At 23.6% G+C, this 24,875-nt stretch carries 28 protein-coding genes; 20 read left to right on the top strand and 8 right to left on the bottom strand.

What is annotated here, in order from left to right; genetic code table 4:
- Positions 1-10: 10 nt before the first annotated feature.
- The 13 genes from ACLFO7_RS03595 to ACLFO7_RS03535 all read left to right on the top strand — a co-directional run bounded on the left by ACLFO7_RS03595 (position 11) and on the right by ACLFO7_RS03535 (position 11,965).
- Positions 11-520: a single-stranded DNA-binding protein gene (locus ACLFO7_RS03595; RefSeq protein ID WP_412032142.1), complete on the top strand. Its 510-nt coding sequence runs from the start codon at positions 11-13 to the stop codon at positions 518-520.
- Positions 521-913: 393 nt separating this feature from the next.
- The gene (rpsR, locus tag ACLFO7_RS03590; RefSeq protein ID WP_412032707.1) at positions 914-1,165 is read left to right on the top strand and encodes a 30S ribosomal protein S18; all 252 of its coding nucleotides are present in this window, start codon (positions 914-916) and stop codon (positions 1,163-1,165) included.
- A gap of 84 nt (positions 1,166-1,249) precedes the next feature.
- Positions 1,250-1,489 (top strand): DUF2188 domain-containing protein, encoded by a 240-nt coding sequence (locus ACLFO7_RS03585; protein ID WP_412032141.1) that lies wholly within the window; start codon positions 1,250-1,252, stop codon positions 1,487-1,489.
- Between the two features lie 102 nt (positions 1,490-1,591).
- Positions 1,592-3,013: a replicative DNA helicase gene (gene dnaB, locus ACLFO7_RS03580; RefSeq protein ID WP_412032140.1), complete on the top strand. Its 1,422-nt coding sequence runs from the start codon at positions 1,592-1,594 to the stop codon at positions 3,011-3,013.
- A gap of 11 nt (positions 3,014-3,024) precedes the next feature.
- A complete protein-coding gene (locus tag ACLFO7_RS03575) occupies positions 3,025-4,296 on the top strand; it encodes a hypothetical protein (RefSeq protein WP_412032139.1) in 1,272 nt (423 codons plus the stop codon).
- Positions 4,297-4,299: 3 nt separating this feature from the next.
- Positions 4,300-4,959, top strand: a complete 660-nt coding sequence (locus ACLFO7_RS03570; protein ID WP_412032138.1) for a uracil-DNA glycosylase — start codon at positions 4,300-4,302, stop codon at positions 4,957-4,959.
- A gap of 27 nt (positions 4,960-4,986) precedes the next feature.
- Positions 4,987-6,069: a hypothetical protein gene (locus ACLFO7_RS03565; protein WP_412032137.1), complete on the top strand. Its 1,083-nt coding sequence runs from the start codon at positions 4,987-4,989 to the stop codon at positions 6,067-6,069.
- A 5-nt stretch (positions 6,070-6,074) separates the two neighbouring features.
- On the top strand, positions 6,075-6,371 hold the full coding sequence (locus ACLFO7_RS03560) for a hypothetical protein (RefSeq protein WP_412032136.1): 297 nt from the start codon (positions 6,075-6,077) through the stop codon (positions 6,369-6,371).
- Positions 6,372-6,373: 2 nt separating this feature from the next.
- Positions 6,374-7,774, top strand: a complete 1,401-nt coding sequence (locus ACLFO7_RS03555) for an amidase family protein (RefSeq protein ID WP_412032135.1) — start codon at positions 6,374-6,376, stop codon at positions 7,772-7,774.
- 4 nt (positions 7,775-7,778) lie between these two features.
- On the top strand, positions 7,779-9,200 hold the full coding sequence (gene gatB, locus ACLFO7_RS03550) for an Asp-tRNA(Asn)/Glu-tRNA(Gln) amidotransferase subunit GatB (protein WP_412032134.1): 1,422 nt from the start codon (positions 7,779-7,781) through the stop codon (positions 9,198-9,200).
- Between the two features lie 93 nt (positions 9,201-9,293).
- Complete coding sequence (locus tag ACLFO7_RS03545; RefSeq protein WP_412032133.1) at positions 9,294-10,568, top strand: RNA polymerase sigma factor; 1,275 nt, start codon at positions 9,294-9,296, stop codon at positions 10,566-10,568.
- Positions 10,558-11,205, top strand: coding sequence for a class I SAM-dependent methyltransferase (locus ACLFO7_RS03540; RefSeq protein ID WP_412032132.1), 648 nt, complete (start codon positions 10,558-10,560; stop codon positions 11,203-11,205). The genes ACLFO7_RS03545 and ACLFO7_RS03540 overlap by 11 nt, the downstream gene beginning before the upstream one ends.
- Entirely contained in the window at positions 11,192-11,965 is a 774-nt protein-coding gene (locus tag ACLFO7_RS03535; protein WP_412032131.1) for a Nif3-like dinuclear metal center hexameric protein, read from the top strand. The genes ACLFO7_RS03540 and ACLFO7_RS03535 overlap by 14 nt, the downstream gene beginning before the upstream one ends.
- Positions 11,966-12,002: 37 nt before the next feature.
- Here the strand turns inward: ACLFO7_RS03535 and rpsU are convergent, their stop codons facing one another.
- Both rpsU and ACLFO7_RS03525 read right to left on the bottom strand, forming a co-directional pair.
- A complete protein-coding gene (gene rpsU / locus ACLFO7_RS03530; RefSeq protein ID WP_412032130.1) occupies positions 12,003-12,194 on the bottom strand; it encodes a 30S ribosomal protein S21 in 192 nt (63 codons plus the stop codon).
- A 152-nt stretch (positions 12,195-12,346) separates the two neighbouring features.
- The gene (locus ACLFO7_RS03525) at positions 12,347-12,880 is read right to left on the bottom strand and encodes a ribonuclease H-like domain-containing protein (protein ID WP_412032129.1); all 534 of its coding nucleotides are present in this window, start codon (positions 12,878-12,880) and stop codon (positions 12,347-12,349) included.
- A gap of 246 nt (positions 12,881-13,126) precedes the next feature.
- On the opposite strand from ACLFO7_RS03525, the gene ACLFO7_RS03520 reads away from it, so the two are divergent.
- The 4 genes from ACLFO7_RS03520 to ACLFO7_RS03505 all read left to right on the top strand — a co-directional run bounded on the left by ACLFO7_RS03520 (position 13,127) and on the right by ACLFO7_RS03505 (position 18,716).
- Entirely contained in the window at positions 13,127-14,932 is a 1,806-nt protein-coding gene (locus tag ACLFO7_RS03520; protein WP_412032128.1) for an ATP-binding protein, read from the top strand.
- Positions 14,922-16,382, top strand: coding sequence for a Z1 domain-containing protein (locus ACLFO7_RS03515; RefSeq protein WP_412032127.1), 1,461 nt, complete (start codon positions 14,922-14,924; stop codon positions 16,380-16,382). Before ACLFO7_RS03520 ends, ACLFO7_RS03515 begins: the two co-directional genes overlap by 11 nt.
- Positions 16,363-17,262 carry a PD-(D/E)XK motif protein gene (locus tag ACLFO7_RS03510; RefSeq protein WP_412032126.1) on the top strand — a complete coding sequence of 300 codons (900 nt, stop codon included), beginning with the start codon at positions 16,363-16,365 and terminating at the stop codon, positions 17,260-17,262. The genes ACLFO7_RS03515 and ACLFO7_RS03510 overlap by 20 nt, the downstream gene beginning before the upstream one ends.
- A 113-nt stretch (positions 17,263-17,375) precedes the next feature.
- Entirely contained in the window at positions 17,376-18,716 is a 1,341-nt protein-coding gene (locus tag ACLFO7_RS03505; protein ID WP_412032125.1) for a phosphoadenosine phosphosulfate reductase family protein, read from the top strand.
- Here the strand turns inward: ACLFO7_RS03505 and ACLFO7_RS03500 are convergent.
- Positions 18,706-18,969 carry a hypothetical protein gene (locus tag ACLFO7_RS03500; RefSeq protein ID WP_412032124.1) on the bottom strand — a complete coding sequence of 88 codons (264 nt, stop codon included), beginning with the start codon at positions 18,967-18,969 and terminating at the stop codon, positions 18,706-18,708. The genes ACLFO7_RS03505 and ACLFO7_RS03500 overlap by 11 nt on opposite strands.
- Before the next feature lie 278 nt (positions 18,970-19,247).
- Here ACLFO7_RS03500 and ACLFO7_RS03495 point away from each other — a divergent pair, with 278 nt between their 5' ends.
- A complete protein-coding gene (locus ACLFO7_RS03495; protein WP_412032123.1) occupies positions 19,248-19,727 on the top strand; it encodes a YfcE family phosphodiesterase in 480 nt (159 codons plus the stop codon).
- Here the strand turns inward: ACLFO7_RS03495 and ACLFO7_RS03490 are convergent.
- From ACLFO7_RS03490 to ispH, 5 genes are read right to left on the bottom strand one after another with little or no spacing between them, the layout of a single operon-like run.
- Complete coding sequence (locus ACLFO7_RS03490) at positions 19,720-20,142, bottom strand: GNAT family N-acetyltransferase (protein WP_412032122.1); 423 nt, start codon at positions 20,140-20,142, stop codon at positions 19,720-19,722. The two genes, ACLFO7_RS03495 and ACLFO7_RS03490, sit on opposite strands and share 8 nt — an antisense overlap.
- Position 20,143: 1 nt before the next feature.
- Entirely contained in the window at positions 20,144-20,707 is a 564-nt protein-coding gene (locus tag ACLFO7_RS03485) for a hypothetical protein (protein WP_412032121.1), read from the bottom strand.
- 6 nt (positions 20,708-20,713) lie between these two features.
- Positions 20,714-21,625: an RluA family pseudouridine synthase gene (locus ACLFO7_RS03480; protein WP_412032120.1), complete on the bottom strand. Its 912-nt coding sequence runs from the start codon at positions 21,623-21,625 to the stop codon at positions 20,714-20,716.
- Entirely contained in the window at positions 21,606-22,373 is a 768-nt protein-coding gene (lspA, locus tag ACLFO7_RS03475; RefSeq protein WP_412032119.1) for a signal peptidase II, read from the bottom strand. The genes ACLFO7_RS03480 and lspA overlap by 20 nt, the downstream gene beginning before the upstream one ends.
- Positions 22,354-23,256, bottom strand: coding sequence for a 4-hydroxy-3-methylbut-2-enyl diphosphate reductase (gene ispH, locus ACLFO7_RS03470; protein ID WP_412032118.1), 903 nt, complete (start codon positions 23,254-23,256; stop codon positions 22,354-22,356). Before ispH ends, lspA begins: the two co-directional genes overlap by 20 nt.
- A 79-nt stretch (positions 23,257-23,335) precedes the next feature.
- Here ispH and tpx point away from each other — a divergent pair, with 79 nt between their 5' ends.
- Both tpx and ACLFO7_RS03460 read left to right on the top strand, forming a co-directional pair.
- Positions 23,336-23,833 (top strand): thiol peroxidase, encoded by a 498-nt coding sequence (gene tpx / locus ACLFO7_RS03465; RefSeq protein WP_412032117.1) that lies wholly within the window; start codon positions 23,336-23,338, stop codon positions 23,831-23,833.
- Positions 23,834-24,001: 168 nt separating this feature from the next.
- Positions 24,002-24,874: a hypothetical protein gene (locus ACLFO7_RS03460; protein WP_412032116.1), complete on the top strand. Its 873-nt coding sequence runs from the start codon at positions 24,002-24,004 to the stop codon at positions 24,872-24,874.
- The last annotated feature ends 1 nt before the right edge of the window (position 24,875 follow it).

Here is a 24,875-nt window from a genome sequence, read left to right as displayed (position 1 = left end):
ACAAATTATTATGAACAAAGTATTTTTAGCAGGGCGTTTAGCAAGTGACCCACAACAATTTGTTACACAAAATGGAATAACTCAATCAAGAATTAGCATTGCATGTGCTGATAATTGAAATAAAAATGAAGCATATTTTTTCCCTTGTGTTGCATGACAATCAACTGCAAATTTTATAAATACTTATCTTAAAAAAGGTGATGCAGTTGTTGTTGATGGAAAACTAATTAGAAGAAGTTATATTTCAAAAGAAGGTAAAAAAGTATATATCATTGAAGTTGTTATTGAGACAATAAAGCCTTTTGGGTCAAGAAGAAATGTTGATTCAAATGATTTTGTTCCTTCTTCAAAAAATGTTGTTGACAAAACTAATAATGATTCTAGTGATAAAGAAATTCAAGATTTATTACAAGAATTTGAAAACAATAATTTTGAGAATGGTGATTTTTTAGAAAATTCATCAAATAATCAAGATTCTGATGAAATTATTGATTTAGATTGAATGAATGACATTAATTAGAAAGGAAATAAAAGAATGGCTAATACAAAAAAAACTAGTATAAAGGCTACATCTGGTTTAGGTTCTGATAAAAAAGAATCTAAAACTACTAAAAAGTCTACTACTACAAAGAAAGCTGCTGTTAAAAAAGAAGTAAAACCAGTAGTTAAAAAAGAAACAAAGAAAACAACTGCTAAAAAAGAAACAACAAAAAAAGTTGTTGCAGTTAAAGCAAAAAAAGAAGAACCAGTTAAAAAAGAAACAACAAAAAAAGTTTCTACAATTAAAAAAGAAGAGAAAGTTGAAAGTAAAAAAGTAGCAAAAACTTCTACTACAAAATCAGATTCAAAAGAAAAAAATGAAACTGTTAAACCAACTAAAGTATTTAAAACTGGTTCATCTTCAAATGCACCTTTAAAATATGAAAATAAGCATTATTCTTCTAATAGACATTTTAAGAAAAGAATTAAATTTTGTAAATTATGTGCAAAAGGAATTGAACATGTTGATTATAAAGATGTTGAATTATTATCAAAGCATTTAAGTTATAATTTGAAAATTTTATCAAAGAAATCTACAAATACTTGTACATCTCATCAAAGAAGAATATCAAATGCAATTAAAAGAGCAAGACTTGTTGCATTGATTCCATATATAAAAGATTAATTAATAACACCTAAATTAGGTGTTTATTTTTTTAAATTTCTTTAATATTTTATATAATAAATATATTGCTTAAGGAGTTTTACTATGGTTGATAAAAAAGATGTAAAAGGTAGAAACATATATTATATTTCTGCAAGAAAAGAAGATGGCAAGAAAATTGGATGGGAAGTAAAAATGGAAAATTGTGAAAAAGTTTCAGCAGTTTGTGAAACTAAAGATGAAGCAATTAAAAGAGCTAAAGAACTTGCTGGAAAAAAATCTTCTACAATTATTATAAGAAAAGTTGATGGCACTATCCAAGATACTATAAAATTTGGTGATTAGTTGAAATAATTTGAATTTATAAAACTGAACTAATATCTTAAGATATTAGTTTTATTTTATATATAATTATTAAAGTGATTTTTATTTAAAAGAGAGGGGATTATGAATAATACAAATAAGAATGATTCTAAAGAAGACATTAATGAAGAATCAGTATTTGAAATTGAAAGAATTGTCCTTTCTCACATTTTAAATAAAGGGAAATTTATTGAAGATATATTTTTGCAATTGCAGCCATCAGATTTTGGTTCATATGAAAATAGAAATATTTTTATAAATCTTTTAAATTTTAAAATTGAAGGAAAAGATTTTGACCTTTTAAGTCTAATAAATTATTATGATGATAATAGTGAAATGCAATTTAATAATTATCGTGAATATATTATTCAAACTAATGTAAAATTTACTCATCAACAAAATATTATTCAATTTATAGATATTATTAAAAATGCATCTATTAAAAGAAAATTTGTTGATTTTGCTCAAACTTTAAATTCTACAAGTATTGATATAATATCAAGTAGAGAAAAGTTATGATCTTTAGAGCAAGAATTTTTAAATATAACTAATAATAAAAAATCAAAAGAAATTGAAAGTATTGGAAAAATAGTACAAGAATTTAGTAAAAAATTAGAGCAAATATCTAATCAAACTGAATTGTTGACTGGAACAACATCAGGTTATGCCTCAATTGACAAAATTACAAATGGATTTCAAGGTGGTGATTTAATTATTCTAGCTGCTCGTCCTGGAGTTGGGAAAACTGCATTAGCAATTAATTTTTTAGTTAATGCAACAAAGAATATTTTAGAAAACAAAAATAATCAGGAAAATGATAAAGATAAAATTGCATTAATGTTTTCAATGGAAATGGGAAATTTGCAAGTTTGTCAAAGAATTGTTTCTATTGAATCTGGTGTGGAAATAAGTGCAACCAAAACAGGGCAATTAGATTCTTTGCAAACAAGTCTAATTACTGATGCAATATCAAATTTATATAATCTTCCTTTATATATTGATGATTCAAGTGATTTGTCTATTATTGATATACAGTCAAAAATAAAACAAATGTCAAATGATAAAGAAATTAAACTTCTGGTTATTGACTATCTTCAATTATTAAAGGGAGCAAAAACTAATATAAATATGAATAGACAGCAAGAGGTTGCAAGTATTTCTAGATCATTAAAATCCTTGGCAAGACAATATAATATACCAGTTATTGCAATAGCTCAATTATCAAGAAAAATAGAAGAAAGAAAAGCAGAAGGAAGAAAACCTATGCTATCAGATTTGCGTGAATCAGGAGCTATTGAACAAGATGCTGATTTAGTTTGCTTTATAAATTATAAGGATATGATTAATAATGAAAATAATTCTTCTAAGCAAGATTTAAATAATGTTGTAGTAGAATTTATTATTGCAAAAAATAGAAATGGAGCAATTGGAAGTGTTGATTTAGTGTTTAATAAATCAATAAGTAAATATATAGATGTTTCATTTACAAATTTTAAAAATAATTAGGAGATAATAGTATGTCTAAAAAAGTTGTTTTATTTTCTTCATGTGGAATTTTACTTGCTGTTCCAATTTTTGCATTAACCTCTTGTGGACAATTAAGTCAATATGTTCCTGCTGTTAAAATGAATATTGGTACTGAAAAATACTATGTTGGTTATGGCTCTAACAATGTTATTTATAATGCAGACACAAAAGAACAATTAGATTCAAAAGCAACTAAAACAAAGGATCTTGTTAAATTCTATTTAACTGGTATTTTGCCTTTTTTAACAATTGCTGATCGTTTAATAAATTTATCACACTTTAGTGAAGATAAATCAAATCAAAATTTAATATATGATAAAAATCTAGTTTTTGATACATCTGACACACTTACAAATAATGCTCCTAACCTATTATTTAAAGAATTTATGTATGCTTCTTCTAATACATTAAATCAAGGTAGAAATGATCAAATAAAATTATATTTATCAGAAATTGGTATAAATGGTTTATCAAATGGTTATTTGCCTTATAATGATTCTGGTGCTAATAGTAAGATATTTGTTGAAAAATTATCTACTCCAATTACACTAAAAGAAGATCAAAAAATTTATATTTATGATCAAACAAATGGATATAAATTAGCTGAAAATCAAAATGGAGTATATTTTACAAATAAAGGGTATTTAATTGGTGATGCTCCTACAATGAATTTACAGTTAACATATAGATATTATTATCCTGAAGATCAAAATAAATTTAAAGATTATATTACAAGCATTGATCCTATTAAAAATTATGTTAATAAATATAACGCATGAAATAAAGAAGTAGAACCTTCAAAAACTGAGTTTAGTTTAAAAGTAAATGTTCAAATTACACTAAGACCAAAGTTTGAATTTTCTTCATATGTTATTAAGTCTAAGGATCAAAAACCTACTGATGATGAGATAAAAAAATTGGTGAATTTAACTGAAATTACAAATAATGGAACAGCACATTATGAAACAACATTAGATTTTAATAAAGATGGTGCTTCTGATAAATTTTCTAATTGACTTTATGAAGCAAAATTTTTACCTGTATCTAATTTATCAATTTCAAAAGAAACTACACCTTTATTGTTTGCTCTAAATGAAAATAAAGATAAAAATGGAATGAATGATTTTAGTAATTCAAATTTACTTAATACAGCTATGGGAAAAATAACTTCTACACCATCAATCAATACAGTTGATGATTATTCAAAATTTATTAATAACATTAAGGAATTTAAAAGTTTTTTAACAACAGTTAAGGCTTAAATTATGAATAATGTAAAACTTAAAACATCATGACAAAAAATATTAGAAAATGAATTTAAAAAACCATATTTTATAGATTTAATGTCATTTATTAATAATGAATATAGAACAAAAAAAGTTTGTCCAAGTAAAGATGATATATTTAGATGTTTTAATTTTTTTGATTTTGAAAATACGACATTAGTAATTTTGGGTCAAGATCCATATCATGTGCCACAAATGGCTGATGGATTATCTTTTTCTACTCGTCTTAATATTAAACCAAAATCATTAATGAATATGTTTAATGAGTTAAAAACAGATTTAAATATTACAAGAACCAATTGTGATTTATCTGATATTGCAAGTCAAAATGTTTTGCTTTTGAACACTTGTTTAACAGTTTTAGAAAATAAACCATTATCTCATGCAAATAAAGGATGAGAAATTTTTACTGATAATATAATTAAAGAAATTGATTGTAATCTAAAAAATGTAATTTTTTTATTGATGGGAAATAATGCAATAAGTAAAGAAGCATTAATTGTTAATAATAAACAATTTATAATTAAAACATCTCATCCATCACCTTTTAGTTGTCATATATCATTTAAAAATTCAAAAGTATTTTCGAAAATTAATAATCTACTTTTATCAATGAATAAAAGTATTATATTTTGGTAAAATATATTAATATTAAAGAAGTAAAATATGAGTAATAACAACAATATATTAAATGTCAGTATTAGGAGTGGTAATCCGTTTGTTGATACTAATGGCCAATTAAATGTCATTGGTATTGTTTTAATATTTTGTGCTTTTTTTATTTCAATTGTAATTGCAAGTATTATTAAAAAAATTTATTATAGATTTTGATTAAAGAAAAAATACTTTGTGATACCCAGACCAAGTATAAAGGGTATAGCAAGTATTTCAATGACTATTGCTTTATCAGTTGCAGTTCTAATTTTAATGACAATAATAACTTCTAATTTGTTTTCTGTATTATTTAGGGCATTCCCAGGTACCAGGGTAACAATTGAAGGTATTTTAATTAAGATTGGAGGATTATTGTTTGGACCATTTTTAGGATTATTTATTGGTATGCTTACAGATTTATTGTCTGTATTAATGACAGCTGGTATATTTCATTATGGGTATTTTGTTGCTGCAATTGGATATGGTTTGATAGCTGGACTTATTAGAACATTTGTGACTTTTAGTTCAAAAAATAAATTAAGATTTGCTATTTATTCAACAATTGCATTATTATTAACAGGTATTATTACTTTTTATTATTTTTATACACAAACACCAGAAACAGGTTTGCAAATAAAATTTGGAGCAGATATATTAATTCCAAAGATGACAATGATTGTAATATTGGTAAGTTTTTCAGGAATTACCATTATTATTCTATGAACTTTTTATTTTCTTAATCTAAGATGAGTGAGAAATAGTATAGAAAAAAGAAAGTATTTTTCAAATACTAATCCAAATAGAAAAAAGAAAAAACAAACATCAGATAAATTTATTGCTTTTTGTGCAACAATAACATGTGTTGTTATAACAGAAATGTTTGTTAATGTTTTTGCAATGCCTCATTTTGATGCTGAGGTAACATCTTTAGGTCCAACTGAATGGTTGGCAATAAGATCTGTTTTATTTATTCCTATGGTGTTTTTAAATATGTTTATTATTTATCCAGTATATACAATTGTTACTCCATTAGTTACATATGATTACGAAAAAGAGTTAAGTGAAGCATTGCATATTAAATTACAGGAGGATTAATTACTATGAAAAAAAATATTACTATATTTGATATGAAAAAAATTTCTTCAAATTTAATGATGAATATGAGTGATGATGAAATAGAAATTATTAAGGAAGAAATAAAGAAATCAGTTGATGATTTAAGTCATTTGGCTGTGTTTCATTCTGAGAAATATAATTTATTAAATGTTCAACCACTAGATTTTCCAGAAATTCAAACAAGTAATGGTTTTAGAGAAGATATTATAAAAGATTTTAAAAATAAAGAGTCATTATTAAAACATCCAAAAGAAGTTATTAAGAATTTGATTAAGGTTTAATTATGAGTAAAATTATTAATTTAAATAAAAAAATCAATAATCAAGAAATAACTTCTCAGGAATTAATAAATCAAACATTAAAAACATTAGAATCAAATAAAAATCTTAATGCTTACATTAATATAGTAAATAAATATAGCAATAATAAAAATAATAAAACATCATTATTAAATGGTATTCCATATGCAATAAAGGATAACATAAATGTTCAAAACACTATTACCACAGGTGGTTCTTTATTTTTTAAAGATTATATAAGTCCTTATGATGCACATGTTGTAGAATTATTAAATCAAGCAGGTGCAATTCCAGTTGCAAAAGCAAATCTTGATGAATTTGGATTAGGAGGAACAGGAACTTTTTCTGGATTTGGTCATGTTGTTAATCCATTTTTTAAAGAAAGAATAACATCAGGTTCTTCATCAGGATCTGCTGTATTGGTTGCAAATGATACTGTCCCATTTGCATTAGGTACAGATACTGGTGATTCAATTAGAAAACCTGCAAGCTATTTGGGAATAATTGGTTATAAACCAAGTTATGGATATATTTCAAGATTTGGAGTATTCCCATATTCTCCCTCTCTTGACCATGTAGGTATTTTAACAAAATCAGTTACAGATGTTGCAATAGTTGCAGATTGCATTTGTAAACATGATGAGCAAGATTTCACAAGTCAAATACAAGAAAAACACAATTTTTATAAATCATTAAATGATCCAATTAAAGGGATTGTTAAAATATGTTATTTGGAAAATATTTTAGATTTTATGCCATCTGAAAATAAAAATATCTTTTTAGATAGTATTAAGAAAATTGAAGGTAATAAAATTAAAATTAGACCAATTAATTTTCCTGTTGAATTAATTCAAGCAATTGCACCAGTATATAAAATAATAAGTTACTCTGAAGCTGTTAGTTGTTATCAAAATATTACTGGAATTCCTTTTGGACAAAAAGATATTAAACAAAATTTTCAGGAAACTATTTCTCATACTAGATCAAAATATTTTGGTAAAGAATTAAAAAGAAGATTTGTGTTTGGTAGTTATTGTACACTTGTTGAAAATTATGATGATCTTTTTGTTTCTTCTAAAAAAATTAGAAGACTTATTGTAGAGAAAGCTAAAGAAATATTTAAAGAATATGATTTTGTAATTATGCCAGGAAGTTCTACATGAGCCCCTACAAAAACAGATGTTGAAACAAAAAAATATAATGACACATTAATTGATGATTATTTGCAAATTGCTAATTTCAGTGGATATCCATCAATTACATTACCTATGTATAAAAATAACAATAATTTTATAGGTATAAATTTAATGGGTTACATGAATAATGATAAGCAGCTATTAACAATTGCAAAACATATAAATTACATTTTAAACAATGGAGATTAATAAGATGAAAAATTTATTTAACACAGTGATTGGAATAGAAGTTCATACTGTTATTAACTCTAAAACAAAAATGTTCTCAAGTTCAAAATCTGATCATAATTGTAAACCAAATGACAATATTTTTCCTATAGATTTAGGACATCCTGGAACAATGCCTCAACCTAACAAAACTTGTATTCAAAAGGGAATTACATTAGCATATGCATTAAACATGGACATTTCAAAAACAATATCTTTTGATAGAAAAAATTATTTTTATCAAGATTTACCAAAAGGATTTCAAATAACTCAACAGTATAATCCAATAGGAAGAAATGGTGTTATTCAAATTGATGATAATGTATCTATAGAAATTGAAAGAATCCACTTAGAAGAAGACACTGCTAAACAATTTATTGATGACAACAATAATGTTTTATTAGATTACAATCGTGCAGGAATGCCATTAATAGAAATTGTTACAAAACCTTGTATAAAAAGTGCCAAACAAGCTTGTGATTTTTTAAAAGAATTAAAAAGAATATTAATATTTAATAATATTTCTGATGCAAAATTAGAAGATGGTTCAATGAGAGCAGATGTTAATATTTCGGTTAATCATGTTCTTTCAGATGAATATGGTACAAGAGTTGAAATAAAAAATATCAATTCTATTTCTAATGTTGAAAGAGCAATTGAGTATGAAGTTAATAGACAAATTAATTTAATTTTATCTAATAAAAATGTTCAGCAAGAAACAAGAAAGTTTAATGATAAAACAATGCAAACAGAATTTATGAGATTAAAAACTGATGCAGTAGATTATCATTATATGACAGAACCAAATACATATATTAGAGATATAAGTTCTGATTTTATTAATGAATCAATTAATATTTATTACACAAATATTAATGATATTAAAAATGAATTGCTTTTATCTAATATATCAAATGAATTTATAAATATACTTTTAGATGATGTCAATTTATACAATGCATTTAATTATTTAGATGGTATTGTAAATAATAAACAAGAAGTTATAAAATGATTATGTATTGAACTTGTTGGAATATTAGCTAAAAATAATTCAACTATTAAAAGTGTGTCAGTAGAAAAATTAGACAATATAGGTAATATGATTAATTTATTATTAGCCAATAAAATAAATGGTAAACAAGCAAAAGAAATTATTAAGTTTATTTATGAAACAAATAAAAGTGTAGAACAAATAATTGAAGAAAATAATTTTAAACAAATTACTGACAAAAATATTATTAGAGATATTTTACAAAAATATATTGATAATAATCCTAATATGGTAGAACAATATAAACAAAGACCTGAAAGAGGAGAAAAGTTTTTTATTGGTATGGTAATGAAAGATACAAATGGACAAGCAAATCCAGATATAGTTAATGAAGTTTTAAGAAATATACTAGGTTAAAATAGTATATTTTTATTTATTTAATCTATTGATTTTGTTGTTGTTTTAAATGCTATAATAATAAAATGCTTGTATTATAATTAGGAGACAAATGTGGCTTTTGGAAAGAAAAACAAAGATAAAGAATTATCTGCGACTTTAAATAAAGATTATATTAGCAGCGGTATTCTTGAAGGTAATATTTCAAGAGGGCATGATTTAAGTGATATAGATGCTGCTAAAAATAAATTTATAAAAGACCATTTAAATAAGAAGAAAAAAAGAGCGAAAGTTTCTGCTGAAGAAATATTAGTTCATTTTGATAAATATGGTTTATCTGATTCTGAATATGATGATTTATTCAGATGATTTGAGGCTAATGGATTAACACTGGATTCAAATCCATTTAAATCTAAAAATTCATCAGTTATAAAATCATTAAAAAATACAGTTGCTGAGAGAATTGACTCAATGGTAAATGATCCTGTGACTTATGGTAGCACAACAAGGGATAAAGTTGATGATGGTATTAAATCATTTTTAAATGTTTTAGGTTCATCTAAAATGTTAACAGCTGATGAAGAAAAAGAAATTGGAGCAATGCTTGATAGTGAAGATCAATATATTAGAGATTATGCAATTAATCAATTGATGACTTCTAACTTAAGACTTGTAACTTCTATTGCAAAAAAATATTTAAATAGAGGTCTTGATCTTGAAGATTTACTTCAAGAAGGTTCATTAGGGTTAATGAAAGCTATTACTAAATTTGATTATAAATTAGGTAATAAGTTTTCAACATATGCAACATGATGAATTAGACAAGCAATTACTAGAGCAATTGCAGATCAAGCAAGAACAATTAGAATACCAGTTCATATGGTTGAGACAATTAATAAATTATCAAAAACTGAAAGACAATTAATGCAAGATTTAGGAAGAGATCCTACACCTGAAGAATTAAGTGATGCAATGGGTGGTAATGTAGCAGGATTTACTCCTAAAAAAATCATAAGTATTAAAAAATTAAATGTTGATCCAGTTTCATTAGATAAACCTGTTGGTAAAGATGAAGAGTCAAAATTTGTAGATTTTGTTAGAGATAATGATGCTTTAACTCCAGAACAGTATGTTGAAAAAGCCTTAATGGGAGAACATATTGATGATATTCTAAAAAAGAACTTAGCTGAAAAAGAAGAAAAAATTATTAGAATGAGATATGGATTGACTCCATATGCTAATCCTATGACATTAGAAGAAGTAGGACAACATTTTAAAATAACAAGAGAACGTGTAAGACAAATAGAAGCAAAAGCTTTAAGAAAAATTAAGCACCCATCAAAATCTGGTGTTCTTAAAGGATTTACTGAATCAAATCATGAGAATTAAAACAATAGCTTCTTTTATTGAAAAGGCAAATGTGTGTGTAGATGTAGGTAGTGATCACGCATATTTGTCTTTATTATTAGTTGAAAATAATAAATCAAATATTGTTTATAATATAGAAAAAAATCCGCAACCATTACAAAATTCAATTAATAATACAAAACAATATTCTAATAAAATTTTTAATATTTTAAGTGATGGTTTTAAATCTTTTGATAATTCTATTGATATAGATTATTGTGTTATTGCAGGAATGGGTGCAACTACAATAATAGAGATACTCTCAAAATGTCTTAACAATGTTAAATATTATATTATTTGTGCAAATAATGGTTATGATAAATTAAGAGAATGAATTAAGAATAATAAATTTAAAATTTATAATGAAACTACTATTTTAGAAAACAATATTTATTATGAAATAATATGTTTTTCAAAATTAAAAGGTAAAAAACTTATTTTCAAAAAAGATATTGAATTTGGAATTAGAAAAATAAAAAAATTAGATAAATATTATATTGATAAATTAAAAGCAGAGTTATTAAAAAAGGATTATGAATCATTAAAAGAAAAAAATAAAAATTTATATAAGAAATGTAAAAGAATAGAAAGATATATAGAAAAATATGGAACTTATTAAATTATTTGATTTATTTAACAAATTATATCCATTAAATACACAAGAAGAATGAGATAATTCAGGTTTTTTTAATAAATATGAAAATTTTAATGTAACAGATGTATTAGTCAGTTTAGATATTAATATTGATGTTATAAATAAAGCAATTAATAATAATATAAAATTAATAATATCTCATCATCCAATTTACATTAATGAATCTGATTTAAAGTTTAACCATATTAAAAAACTAATTAAAATAATTGAAAATAATAATATTACAATTTTAAGTCTTCATACAAATTTTGATAAAGCCAAAAAAGGAATGAATTATTCTTTATTAAAAGAACTTAAATTGAAAGAAATTAAACAATTAAAAGAATCTCCTTATATATTTTTTGGAGAATTAAAGAATAAATTAGATTTCAAATCTATTTTAAAATATATAAAAAATTATTTAGATTTAAATCATGTAATTTATGATGAATATTCATACCATTTAATTAATAGCAAAAACATTAAAAGAATTGCTGTTGTTGGTGGATCTGGAAGTAGTGAATTATATTCAATTAAAAATAAATATAAGATTGATTTGTTTTTAACTGGTGAAATTAAATGGCATTTATATAATTTAGCTTTTAATAAAAGAATGTCATTAATAGATATTGGTCATATTGCTGAAAAAATTTTTATAAAAGTTATTGAAAATGTTATAAATAAATTTTGTTCAGATATTAATGTTGTAAAATGTGAAAATACAACATATTTAAAAATAATTTAAATAAAAACTCTATCCATAGGTAACATGGATAGAGTTTTTAACGATTATTATTTCTTTTATTATATTTATTTCTTTTTTTAGCAGCAGCTTTTTCTTTTTCTTTTGCTCTTAATCCTGGTCTTAAATAGAATTCGTGACGTTTTCTACACTTTTCAGTTTCTGATGTAATTCTCTTAAAACTTTTTAATGCTGCTTCAAGATCACCATTTTTTACTTCAACTTTTGGCATATAATCACCACCCTTCATCTATTTAACTAAAAATAATTATAACATAGCTATATTAATAAATAATATGATTGTGTATTTAGTGAAATATAAAAACCACACTCTAGATAATAGCGAATGTGGCGAATGTTTTATGTCTTTTATTAGATCGTTTTTTAGATGATGAACGATTTTAGTCTGAATCAAATTTTTTCAAGCACCATAGTTGTGTATGGTGAACCTAATAATCTTTCTTCATCATATTTAATACCAAGTTTTGTAGCTAGTTCTTCTAATGAAATGTCATCATCAAAACCTATTATTTGTTTTGCAAGTTTTAATGCATCGATTTCTGATAACTCTAAATTATATCCATATTGGTGATAAATTTTTTCCAATAAAGGATATGCGAAATTGTCACCATTATATGTAAATAAAATAGCATCTTGAAAAATGAAAGCTATGTTTTCAAGAGCTGACATTTTGTCAATTCCTTCACTTTCAATTTTTTTATTAGTTATTCTATATTTTCTAATAATTTTTCCATTGATCTTGTTATCAGTAGCAATAAAAAAATTGTGTTTAGAAACCATTTCATTATTGATGTAAACTCTAGCTGCAAAGTAAAGAATTTCTGAATTCATTCCTTCTTCAGTTGTCTTGATATCAAAAATAACGATTTTACGATCTTTGAATAAATCCCTTAACATTACTCCCCCTTTGGGTATAAAAATAATATCTTATTATATTTTACATTATTTTTTATAAATTATTGCACTTATAAATTGCATAATGGTATAATAAATGATTTTTTAATCCTTTTTTATTTCTATTGCTTTTAAAAAATAAATGATAAATTTGTTGTTATTAATTTTTAGATCATATAGATGGTTGTATATAGATGCCAACTAAATAAAATTTAAAATGATTTCTTATATTTTATTTAGGAGAAAGAAATGAGCTTCAAACAATTAGTTGCTACATATGGAATGATAAGCAATTATAAAAATGAAAAAACTAATTTATGATTGGCATTAGCAGAATTTATTGATAATTCTATTTCTTCATGACAAGGAAAAGATAATTTAGAAAAAAGTGTTGATGGTTTAAAAATATCAATTACATTTGATGAAAGAGATGAAACAAATAGAAAAGTTATAATTACTGATAATGCAAATGGTATGAATAGTGATGAATTAGTAAATTCAATGCAACCAAGTGATACCACAGGGAAAAAAGATACACATTACAACCAATTTGGTGTTGGTATGAAATTGGCCATTTTTTGACAAGGAAAAGATGGAATAGTTTTTTCTAAAACAAAAAATAATGATGAATATTATGTTGAATTAAGGACAAGTCAACATGAAAGTAATGAAGCAGTAAGTGTTGAATCTAAATTATCCCCTTACAATAAAGTCCAATATGAATCTGGTACAACTATAATTATTGAAAAAATATATCCTAATAAATGAATAAAAGATTTGAAACTAATTACAGATGCATTTGGATGAAGATATAGAGAATTATTAAAAAATGATAAAAATAGTTTTAGTGGAATGGAAATTAAAATTAATTGGCTAAGCTCAGATGATAAAAAAACTAAAAATGATGCAAATGAAATTGTTAAACCCAAATTCATCACACCTTTTTTGTTAAATAATTTTAAAGAGATTTTTTTTAATAAAAAGGACTATGATAAAAATAAATTTTTAGAAAATTATGAAAAAGATATTAAAGAATTAATGGATGAGTTTCCAGAAATGAATGATTTTCCAAAAAAAAGAAATATATTAAATAAATTTTGTTTGAAGTTACTTAATGGTGAACCATTAATTGACAAAATAGATATAGAATTTGAAGTTGAAAATACTAAAAAAACTACAACTTTAACATATGGCATAATAGATTATAGTGTGAAAGAAGATGCTAAAACAGGTGGATTTGCAGCATATTCTGGAGTGACTACTTTCCATTTAAAAAGAGCAATAAACCACGGGCCAAATTATAAAATAGATGGGTCATCTGGGTCTTCATGTATTCAATTTGATGAAAATACACAGAGAAACAAAAAAGCAAGTGGTGGGAACCCAACATGAAGACGTCTATACGGTGAAATAGATTTAACAGGAATAGAAGTACCAGATGTGAATAAAAGCCAATTCAACTGAAGTCTTAATGGATATGAAAATTTAACAAAAGAATTAAAAGACATATGAGATGCATTACATGAATTATTAATAAAAATAGTAGGTTGAGAATATTTTAGAATTTCTTCAACATTAGATAAAGAGACAGATAGAAATAAAAATAAAATAGTTAATAATTTTAAAAGAATATGTAATCAATACAAAATAGATGCTAGTATCCAAATTTCTCCAGAGGATAGACGTTCAAAGCCATGTTTTACATTAAAGAAAGAAAATATAAAAATTTGAATAGATGAATCTAATGAAAAAAATATTGACTTTATAACAGTGCATGATGATTATGATGGTGAGTATAAAAATATATATGTTTATATTGATGTTAATCATATATTTTGAAAACCATTTATGGATGATGAAGATTCTAAAATTGATCTTAGATCAAATGTTACATATCCAATTGTTTTGTTACTAGTGATTTCATATTTATATTTAGATGGAAATAAATTACTAAGTGATTTTTTAAATATAGATGATGATCAAGAAGAACCAAAAAGTTTTTATGATGTTATAAATAGTGTAGTTCGTGCATTGGAAAATAAAGATGAAGAATAGACAAATGTTTGTCTTACTTGATAAAATTACTCATAATTTACCAATTACTGAAAACAACAACAATAATAATAATAATTTTGAGTTTTACAATTGAAATAATAGTTTATTAAATGATAATGGAGTTAATAAAGAACATGTCCTATGTATAGGACAAGTGCAATCTGGTAAAACAAAAAATATGGAGAATATTATTATAAATGGTGTTAAAAATGGTTATTGTTTAATAATTGTTTTAGCTGGAATAAATAAAATTCTTTTTGGTCAAACAAATAATAGACTTCAAAATAATATCAATATGGATAAAACTAGATTCATTGATAAACATTGATTTGATAAGATAAAGATAAATATTGAATCTGGAAATAATGTAATAGTTAATGTATTAAAAACATATAAACAATTGAATGATTTATTTGATTATATTGATAATATAAATCTTGTTAATAAAAAAGTTTTAATTATAGATGATGAGTGCGATTTTGCAAGTGTTAATATATCACCTGAAAATGAATCAAAAATATATAGTTTAATATCCAAATTGTATAATAGGATTCACATTGGAAAATTAGCTTCATTTACAGGAACGCCTTTTGCAAATATATTGTCTAGCAATAGTGAGGAATTATATCCAAATAGATTAGTTGTTTTAAAACATTATGATAATTATTGTGGGTTACATTACTTTAATAATTCAAATAATTATATTTTGACTGATTTTAAAAAAAATGAAAACATTTCTATAATTTACCGTAAAGTATTCATACAATGATTGATTTCTACATCTGGGGGTTTAATTGATGATGAATATTTTAAGTCAGAATTATTAATTAATGTTGAAATAAATAATTCCAAGCAAGAAATAATTTTTAAAAACATTATAGAAATATTTGATTTATTTTATAAAAACATTCAAAACGAAGATTGAATAAAAAAAATTATTATTAAGTGGTGTGAAGACAAATCAATCATTGAAGAATATACAGTTGATTTAATCTATAAAAAAATTAAAGAAATAATTGTTTATTTACATAATGATATTGAAAATTGTTTTATTTTATTGAATGCAGACAATGATAGTGAAAAATTTAAAAGTGGGAAGAAGAAATTTTGTATCATTGTTGGTGGTTATATGATTTCTAGAGGATTTACATTTGAATATTTAACCATAGAATTATTTTTGAATGTTCCTAATGAAAGTAAAGTGGCTGTAGATACTTTATTACAAAGATGTAGATGATTTGGGAATAGAAAAAAGAATAATAGAATTAAATTTTTAAAAATATTTATGAATAAAAAAGTTTTAGATTCATTGAAAGAATCTGAGTCATATCTTGACTTATTTCAAGGTGGAGTTTCTACGAAAAATATTAGCTATTATGTAGAAAAAATAAATATATTAGACAAAATAAATATTAATGTGGAGTCGACAAGTGCAATCAAAAGAAAATAATAGTACTGTAGTGTTTTTGTGAAACACTACTAATCCAAGTAAGCCCATGATTACTGGACTAGGTTTTATTACAAATGATTTGAAATCAATTAAAAAACTTCAAGCAATAAATTACTCATTCATAAAATATAATGGTGTTTGAAATATTGCAGATAGTTTAAATCAATCAGAAAAAATAGAAGCCCATATAATAAACTTTGAAAATATGCCTGAACAATTATTAAAATCAATCCATGAAACTATTGAACAAAAAATAGAAAATGAAAATATAGGTGAATATGATGCCATTGATTTTGTTATCAAGTTATTTAGTAAAATAAAATTTAAAAAGGAAGTTAAAGAAGAATTGCTTGGAGATATTGGAGAATTAGTTTTTATGCTTAAATGTAAAGATCTAGGCATTAAGGCTGATGAAAAAATAAGAAGCTTAGATACAAGTGTATATGATTTTAATTTTAATAGAGTATATGTTGAAGTTAAATCTACAACTAAAAATATGTCAGAAATAATAGTTGATGAAAGACAACTTGAAGAATGTAATGAAAAAATATTTGTAGTTTCTAAATATCAATTGTTAGAAAAGAATTCTATTGATAAAGTCTACAATATTTGTGAATTATACGATTTATTAAATTCATCAAATGAATTAATTTTATATAAAAAAAATAAATATGAATCTTGATGTTATGATGAAACTTTAAGAAAACTTATTGATGAATGTTGTTTGTTATTAGATAAAGTAGAATGCTTTATTTTAGATAATAGCATTTTGCCTAAAATACATTTTGAACATAAAGGTGGACTTAAGAAATTAAAGTGTCATATTGATGTGACAAATTGTAAAACAAATTCAATAGAAGAATTAAAAAAATATATCTAAACCCAACTATATGTGGTTCTGCATTATTTTTATTTTTGTTATTATTTTTTGGAAGTAAATAATGAAAGGAGAATATTATTGATTTTTTTAATCAATAATATTTTTTTGATCTAATGAACTCTATTGAATCACGTAGAATCCATGTTGATGAACTTTCATCACATATGCCATTAAAAGATAAAATTTATCATGCACAAGAAAAAATTAAAGAGTTTTTAACTTGATGTGAAAAGGATTTTTATAATAACTCTGATGGAAGAAAAGAAGTTTTGGTTTCTTTTAGTGGTGGCAAAGACTCAACAGTATTGTTAGATTTAGTTTTAAAAGTTCATAAGAAAATGAAATCAAAAATTGTATTAGTTCCAGCATATGCTATGGAAATAACATTTCCTGAAACTATTAGATTCATTAATCAAACAGTTGAAAATTATAAAGAAAAATATGATTGCTTAACAAATGCTCTTTTAGTTAGACCAATTAAACCATGAAGTCAAATTTTACATACTAAAGGATTTCCCATATATTCAAAACAAATATCTGTGATGATAAATCGTTTAAAAAGATTGAATAAAAAAACTGGCTTATCAAAATGAGCTTTTGGTATAGCAGATTCTGCAAGATTTAAATTATCAAAAAAAAGAGTTTTTTTATTGGATGATGATATGACTTTTTATTTTGATGAAAATAATGTAAAAGTACAATATGACTTTTCAGAAAAGTGTTGTGATTTTGTAAAAGGAGGATTGAAGCATGATAAAAGACCTTCTTTTGTAGGAACAATGGCTAGTGAATCATTGCTTAGAAAAAAATCATGAATTAAAAATGGTTGTAATGTTTTTACAAAAAACCATCCTATGAGTAGACCATTATCATTATGAACTAATAATGATGTTTGAGAATATATTAAAAAAAATAATATAGAAGTTAACCCAGCATATGATTACAATAGAGAAACACATAATATAGATAAATTAAGATTTTCAAGACTTGGATGTACTGCATGTCCATTTGGAAGTAGTCTTGAAGATTTAGTTCATAAAAAAATGTTAAAAGATAATGAAAAAATAAGTAAGAATACTAAATACTGAAATCGTTTTGAAAAACTATATGTTTATAATAAACCATTATATATTTCACAAGTTGTTAAAACTGGAATCATGTATATTTTAATGGACATGGATGTAAAGATAAGAAATGATCCAGATTATATGGAAAAATACAATAAAAGAAGAAAAGAAATTGATGAGTGAAATAAAAATTTTAAAAAAAATTTTTTGAAAGTTCTTATTAGAATTGAAAATTATAAAAATAAAAAGGAAAATTGACATTACACAAATGATGAAATAAATAAAGCTCTTGCCCACTATGGTGAAGAATTATTAAATACAGAAGATAAAAAATTTATAAAACAGTATAGAAAAGAAATAAAGAATTCAAAAAAAATTACCAATTAGTAAAATGCTCATTTATTAAATTTTTTATTTTAATTTTTTGTTCTTTTCAATGATCATAATAATTCATAGCATGTCTTATACCACCAAAAATATAGTTAACTGTTGGATTACTATATTTTCTTTTTAGTGTTTTTTTACATATATAACCATTTACAATTTTAGAATAATACTTATCATTTGTTCATCCCATCTCCAATATTAATTGATTTATGGTAATGTCTCCTAAAATTTTTCTAAGTTCTAAAATAAACATGGATGTATCTATAGAGAAGTTTAAATAATTCTTATTACTCTCTCTCTCTCTCTCTCTCTCTCGATGCGTTTTTTGATTGCGAATTATTAATTATCATATTTTTTGCCTCTACTTTTAACATTTATAAAAATTGATTTTTCAAAATTATTAATGAAATTAATATAACTATCTTATTGTAAATGTAAATATTAATTTATATAGAATTAATTAAATATTTTTATCATAGTTTAAAATTGGAGTTTAAAATTTACATATTATACAAAGGTTATGGTAATTTTATGACAAAGATATTGATTATTTCTGATACACATGGTGATAAAAAAGTATTTTTAGATGTAATTAATTATGAAAATCCTAATTATGTTATTCATGCAGGTGATTATGAGGTAGATGTTGCCTTTATTTCAAGGAATGTTGATTTTTTTGTTAAAGGAAATTGTGATTATGAAGGTGATCCAGTTAAATTATTTAATATTGATGGAATTAATTTCTTTTTAACACATGGAAATCAATTTTCAATTTTTAAAGGATTAATTTCAAAACAAATAATTAAAACTGCAAAAATGTATAGAGCTAATGTTGCAATTACAGGTCATACACATAAAGAAGAAATTGAAAAGGAAGATGAAATTTTAAGAATTAATCCAGGATCATTAATTAGACCAAGAAATTCTAGAGGAATTCCAACTTATGCAATTTTAAATATAAGTGGTGGAGAAATTGTTGATTATGAAATAAAAGAATGAAATCCTATTTAGGACTTCATTCCATAATGTATGCATTACTTTTATCATTGTAATAGTTTTTTCTTAAATGGATTAATTTAAATCCATTTTTTTTATAGAATTCAATAGTATTATCTCTATCACTAACTTCAATTATTATTTTTCTATTGTACTCTATTTTTATATCTTCAATAATTTTAGTTGCAATTTGTTTTTTTCTATAATTTTTATCAACAAATATTTTATAAATTTCTATACATTCTTTTGCAATAAATATTATTGAATATGCTACAAGAATATCGTGTTCTTTTGTCACAATTATTTTAAAATTATCATTGTTATTAAAATGATTTAATTCATCATATGAATAGTTATTGTTTGGAAAATTTATTAATTCTATTTCTTTTATTTTTTCAATATCATTATGATTAATCTTGGTTTTTAACATATTAGACTGAATCCTTTATATACAAAGGTGTAATTTTGTTTACCTTATTAAAGCTATGTTTTGTATAATTTCATTTATCAAACATAGTTTGTTTTTGATTACAATCTACAATTGAATAAAACTTGTGTTTTTTTATAAAATTATTTCTTTCAAATTCAAAATCATTATTTTCTAAAATACAAATAGGTTTTATTACACCATTTTCAACTTTTTGAACGTATCATTTTGAACTTTTAGCATCAAGATATGAAAAACAATTAATGTTATTAACATTTCATAAACATGTATTTACTTCATATAGATTGATATTAGATGATATTTTTCAAACATTTGCTAAAATTGCTATTAATTTAATTGATGTAAATGAGCCTGGGCCATTAATGATATAAAGATTTTTAATTGAAAATTTATCTATATTATTTTTGTTTAAAAAATCATTTATTGAAGGGATTAATATTTTTGTTAAATTTTTATTTTGAATAACAAAAAATGTATCTACAATATTTTTATTATTAATTAATCCTATTTCTAAATAGTTTAATGAACAATCAATTATTAAATCCATAATTATTTACCCATTCTTTTTTATATAATCATTAAATTCTTTTGGCAAATCAATACTCACACTAATCAATTTATTGTTTATTGGATTAATAAATTTTATTTTATTAGCAACTAAGTACTGTCCATATTTTGTTGTGTTTTTACTTATACCATATATTGGATCATTAATAACATTATGCTTAATATATTTAGCATGAACTCTTATTTGATGAGTTCTTCCTGTTTTAATTTTTACTTCTACTAAACAAAATTTTTCATATTGTTTTAATAGTGTAAAACTTGAAAAGGAATCTTTTGCATCAGAATCAGTACTAACTTCTCTTTTGTTTGTGCCATCAATTCTTTTAATTGGAGCATCAACATCTAATTGCTTACTTTCTAAATTTCCAAATAGCAAGGCAGTATAAGTTTTTTCTACTTTATTGTCTTTGAATAGATTAACCATTTTTTGATAAGTTAAATCATCCTTGGCAACTACAATAAGACCTGATGTATCTTTATCTAGTCTATGACAAATCCCCATTCTAATATCATCTATTTTGCTATTAATATTATTTTTAGAAATATGATATTTAATTATGTTGGCTAAAGTATTTGTTTCATTAAAAGTTGTTGGATGTACCATTATTCCACTGTCTTTATTTACTACAAATAAATATTCATCTTCATATACTATTTCTAGATTACTATTAAATGGCTCTATGGAAAAATTTATTTCTTTTTTAGTATTTTCATTTTTTGAATGAATTTTATTAATCTCAATTTTATCTACTAATGGATTAATTAATTGATTGTTTTTATTAATAACTTTGTTATTAACTTTTACACAACCATTAGAAATTAATTTTTGTGCTTCTGTTCTTGGTATATTTGATATTTTTGCTAAATGCATATCAATTCTAATTTTTTGTATTTCCATCTTTAGAACCATTCTTTTTTTGTTTTGAAAGAAATTCTTGTATTTTTGCATTATTTTCTTTTTTGATATTATCTTTTTCAGCTTCACTTAACGTTTTGTCTGTATTTTGATTTAACTTTGATTTATTTTTTTTATCTTCACTATCATTAATTCATTCTTTAAAAAATTGAATAAGAAGTGTTATTCCAATAACAATTACACCTACAATCACAGTGACATCAGGAAAATTAAATATTGCTGAACCTTTAATAAAAGAAAATTGTAAATAATCTACCACAGCATTTTCGCCATTAATTTGTAAATGCGTATAGTTATCAAATAAACTTCTATCAATTATGTTAGATAATCCACCAGTTAATACCAGTGATAAACCTATATCAATTGAAATAGATTTAGTAAATAGTAGAAAAGCAATTGAAATAATAATTGGTAATGATTGAACAAAATAGACCACACTACTGCTTACATCACTTAAACCACTAAATGCTATACCAGTATTACCAATAATATATATATCTAAAAAACCAGGCATTAGTTGATAAGATTGTGTTGTACTATTTAACATTATATTTCTTAATACAAAGGATATAGTAAAAACAATTAAACTTACTACTAAAAAAATTATTGCCTTTCAAATGATATATTTTGATCTATATAGTTTTTTGACATGATTTGCAAAATCTACAAAAACATTTTTCATTTCTGTTTTTGTCAAATCATTATCTTTATTAACAATTATTTTTTCCATTTTGTCCTCTTATGTATTCTTCTAATTTTGTAATAATTGAATTTGTAACTCAAGTGGGAGTTGAACATCCAGATGTTATACCAACATGCTTTTTGTTGATAAATCAATTATAATCAATGTCACTTAAATTACTTACCAAATATGTTTCAACATTTTTTTTAATTCCCATCTGACACAATTTATTTGTATTGTTTGATTTTTTGTCACCAACTACTAATAGTAAATCTATTGTATCATCCATATTTATAACAGCTTCTTGTCTTTCTTTTGCAGCATTGCAAATATCATTTTTAAACTCAATATTTTTATATTTTATTTTAAGTATTTTCACTATGTCATAAAATTCATAAATTGATATTGTTGTTTGATTTGTTACAAATATTTTATTATTTGGATCAATTACTATTTTATCAATATCATTAATATCAGAAACAAATTGTATTGATGAATGTAAAGAAAGTATACTATTGCTTTCTGGATGATTTCTTACTCCAATATAAATGATTTGATAACCATTATTTATTTTTTCCTTTATTAATTTTTGAACATTTGTTACATAAACGCATGTAGCATCATATACTTCTAATCCGATATTTCTTGCATATTCAATAACTTTTGGATTTGTTCCATGTGCACTAAAAATAACAATAGGATTTTTGTTCTTATCTATACTATTTATAATTTCTTCTCTTGAAATATGTACGTCATCTATTGTTTTGATTGATAATTTTTCAATGTCTTCAATCATATTTTTATTATGAACTAATCATCCAATTAAATATATTTCTCTATTAGGATTTTCTTTAGCAACTTTTCTACAAAGAGCTCAAGCATCCACAACACCTTTGCAAAACCCTCTAGGTGTTATTTTTGTTAATTTCATATTTTTCCAACACCTTAATAATAGAATGTAAAAATTATAATATATAATTTTAAACATAATTATTTAGGAGAATTATATTATGGCAAATTTAATAAGTGAAAAATTAAAATTAGAAAATAAAAAATTATTGGTTGGAGAAAAAGCTCCTGATTTTAGATTAACTAACAAAGATTTAGATGATGTTTCATTAAGTGATTTTGCGAATAAAAAAATTAAAATTATTTCTTGTTTTCCATCAATTGATACAGGTGTATGTGAAGCTCAAACAAAAAAATTTAATGAATTGTTTTCAGGAAATAGCGATGTTGTTGTTTTAAATGTTAGTGCAGATTTACCATTTGCACAAGGTAGATGATGTGGAAATAGTGGTTTAGATAATGTAATCACATTATCAGATTATAAAAATCATTCATTTGCTAAAGATTATGGGGTTCATATAGCAAATTTTTGTTTGATTTATAGATCAGTATTTGTATTAGATGAAAATAATAAAATTGCATATGTACAATTTGCAAAATCTATTACTGAACCTTTAAATTTTGATGAAATTAAAGATTTTGTTAATACTTTAATTTAATATAAACATTTATTATAGAAATCATTCTTATAATAATTATTTTTTAAAATTAATATTTAATAGTATTATATTAGATATTAATTTTTATATATTGCATTAAATATAAATTTGAATAATAATATATAATATTATAGTTATGTCTTACTATGTTTTAGATAGGTAATTGTTATGAATATAAAGAAAAAAACATTATTTTTATTAAGTTGTGTTCCAGTAATAGGATTTTCTGTATCATTAGTAGCAACAAGTTGTAGTCAAACAATAAACAGTACTCAAGGTAAACTTGTTACTAAAAATTTTGCTTCAGAAATGTACACAAAATTAAATGGTTCTGGCACATCAATTGAATCATTAGCATATGGATCAAATTATAATGATGGTAATTATGTTTTTGTTTATGGAACAACAGCTGATGCATCATTTAGAAATTTCTTATATGGGCCAAATGGTAATGATGGTACTGGAAATGATAAAAAGGATGAACTGAATTTTTCATCAAGTGTTTTTATTCAAAACTTCTTTGATTATAATTCATTGGGTAATGGTCAATTGCTAAATTATAGTGTTAGTTTAATATTGTATGTTGATGTTGCTCCATATAATGGAAATGCTGGATTGAATAATAACGGGTTAGATGGAATAAATTCTCCTTTTGATAAATACACATTGGATGAAGTAATAGCTGAAGCAAATGGAGACATTGCAAATAAATATGATGCTAAAACATTACCTGAATCATATCGTTATAAAGTTAATACATATAAAAGAACTGATGAGCAGGCAAAAGTGTATAGAGAATTTATTACATATATTAAATCAATTAGACCAAATGGATCTTTTGCAGATACTTCTGGAATGATAGCATTTAGAAAAAAGACAACTCCTCAAAAATTAGATGCAAGTGATGCTTCATATGACTCACTTGTAAGTTATTATACAAAGGGAGCAAATATTAGTAGTGGTAGTGGAGACTCAGGAAATACTGGTGGTGACACTGGCAGTGGTTACACAGGTGGGAAAGAATCTAATAATACTAATTAAT

It is taken from the genome of Malacoplasma muris (genome assembly GCF_046774425.1).
In the GTDB taxonomy this organism is placed as follows: domain Bacteria; phylum Bacillota_I; class Bacilli_A; order Mycoplasmatales; family Mycoplasmoidaceae; genus Malacoplasma; species Malacoplasma muris.
The sequence above is the reverse complement of the archived record's forward strand: the minus strand, read 5'-3'. Positions and strand labels throughout refer to the sequence as shown.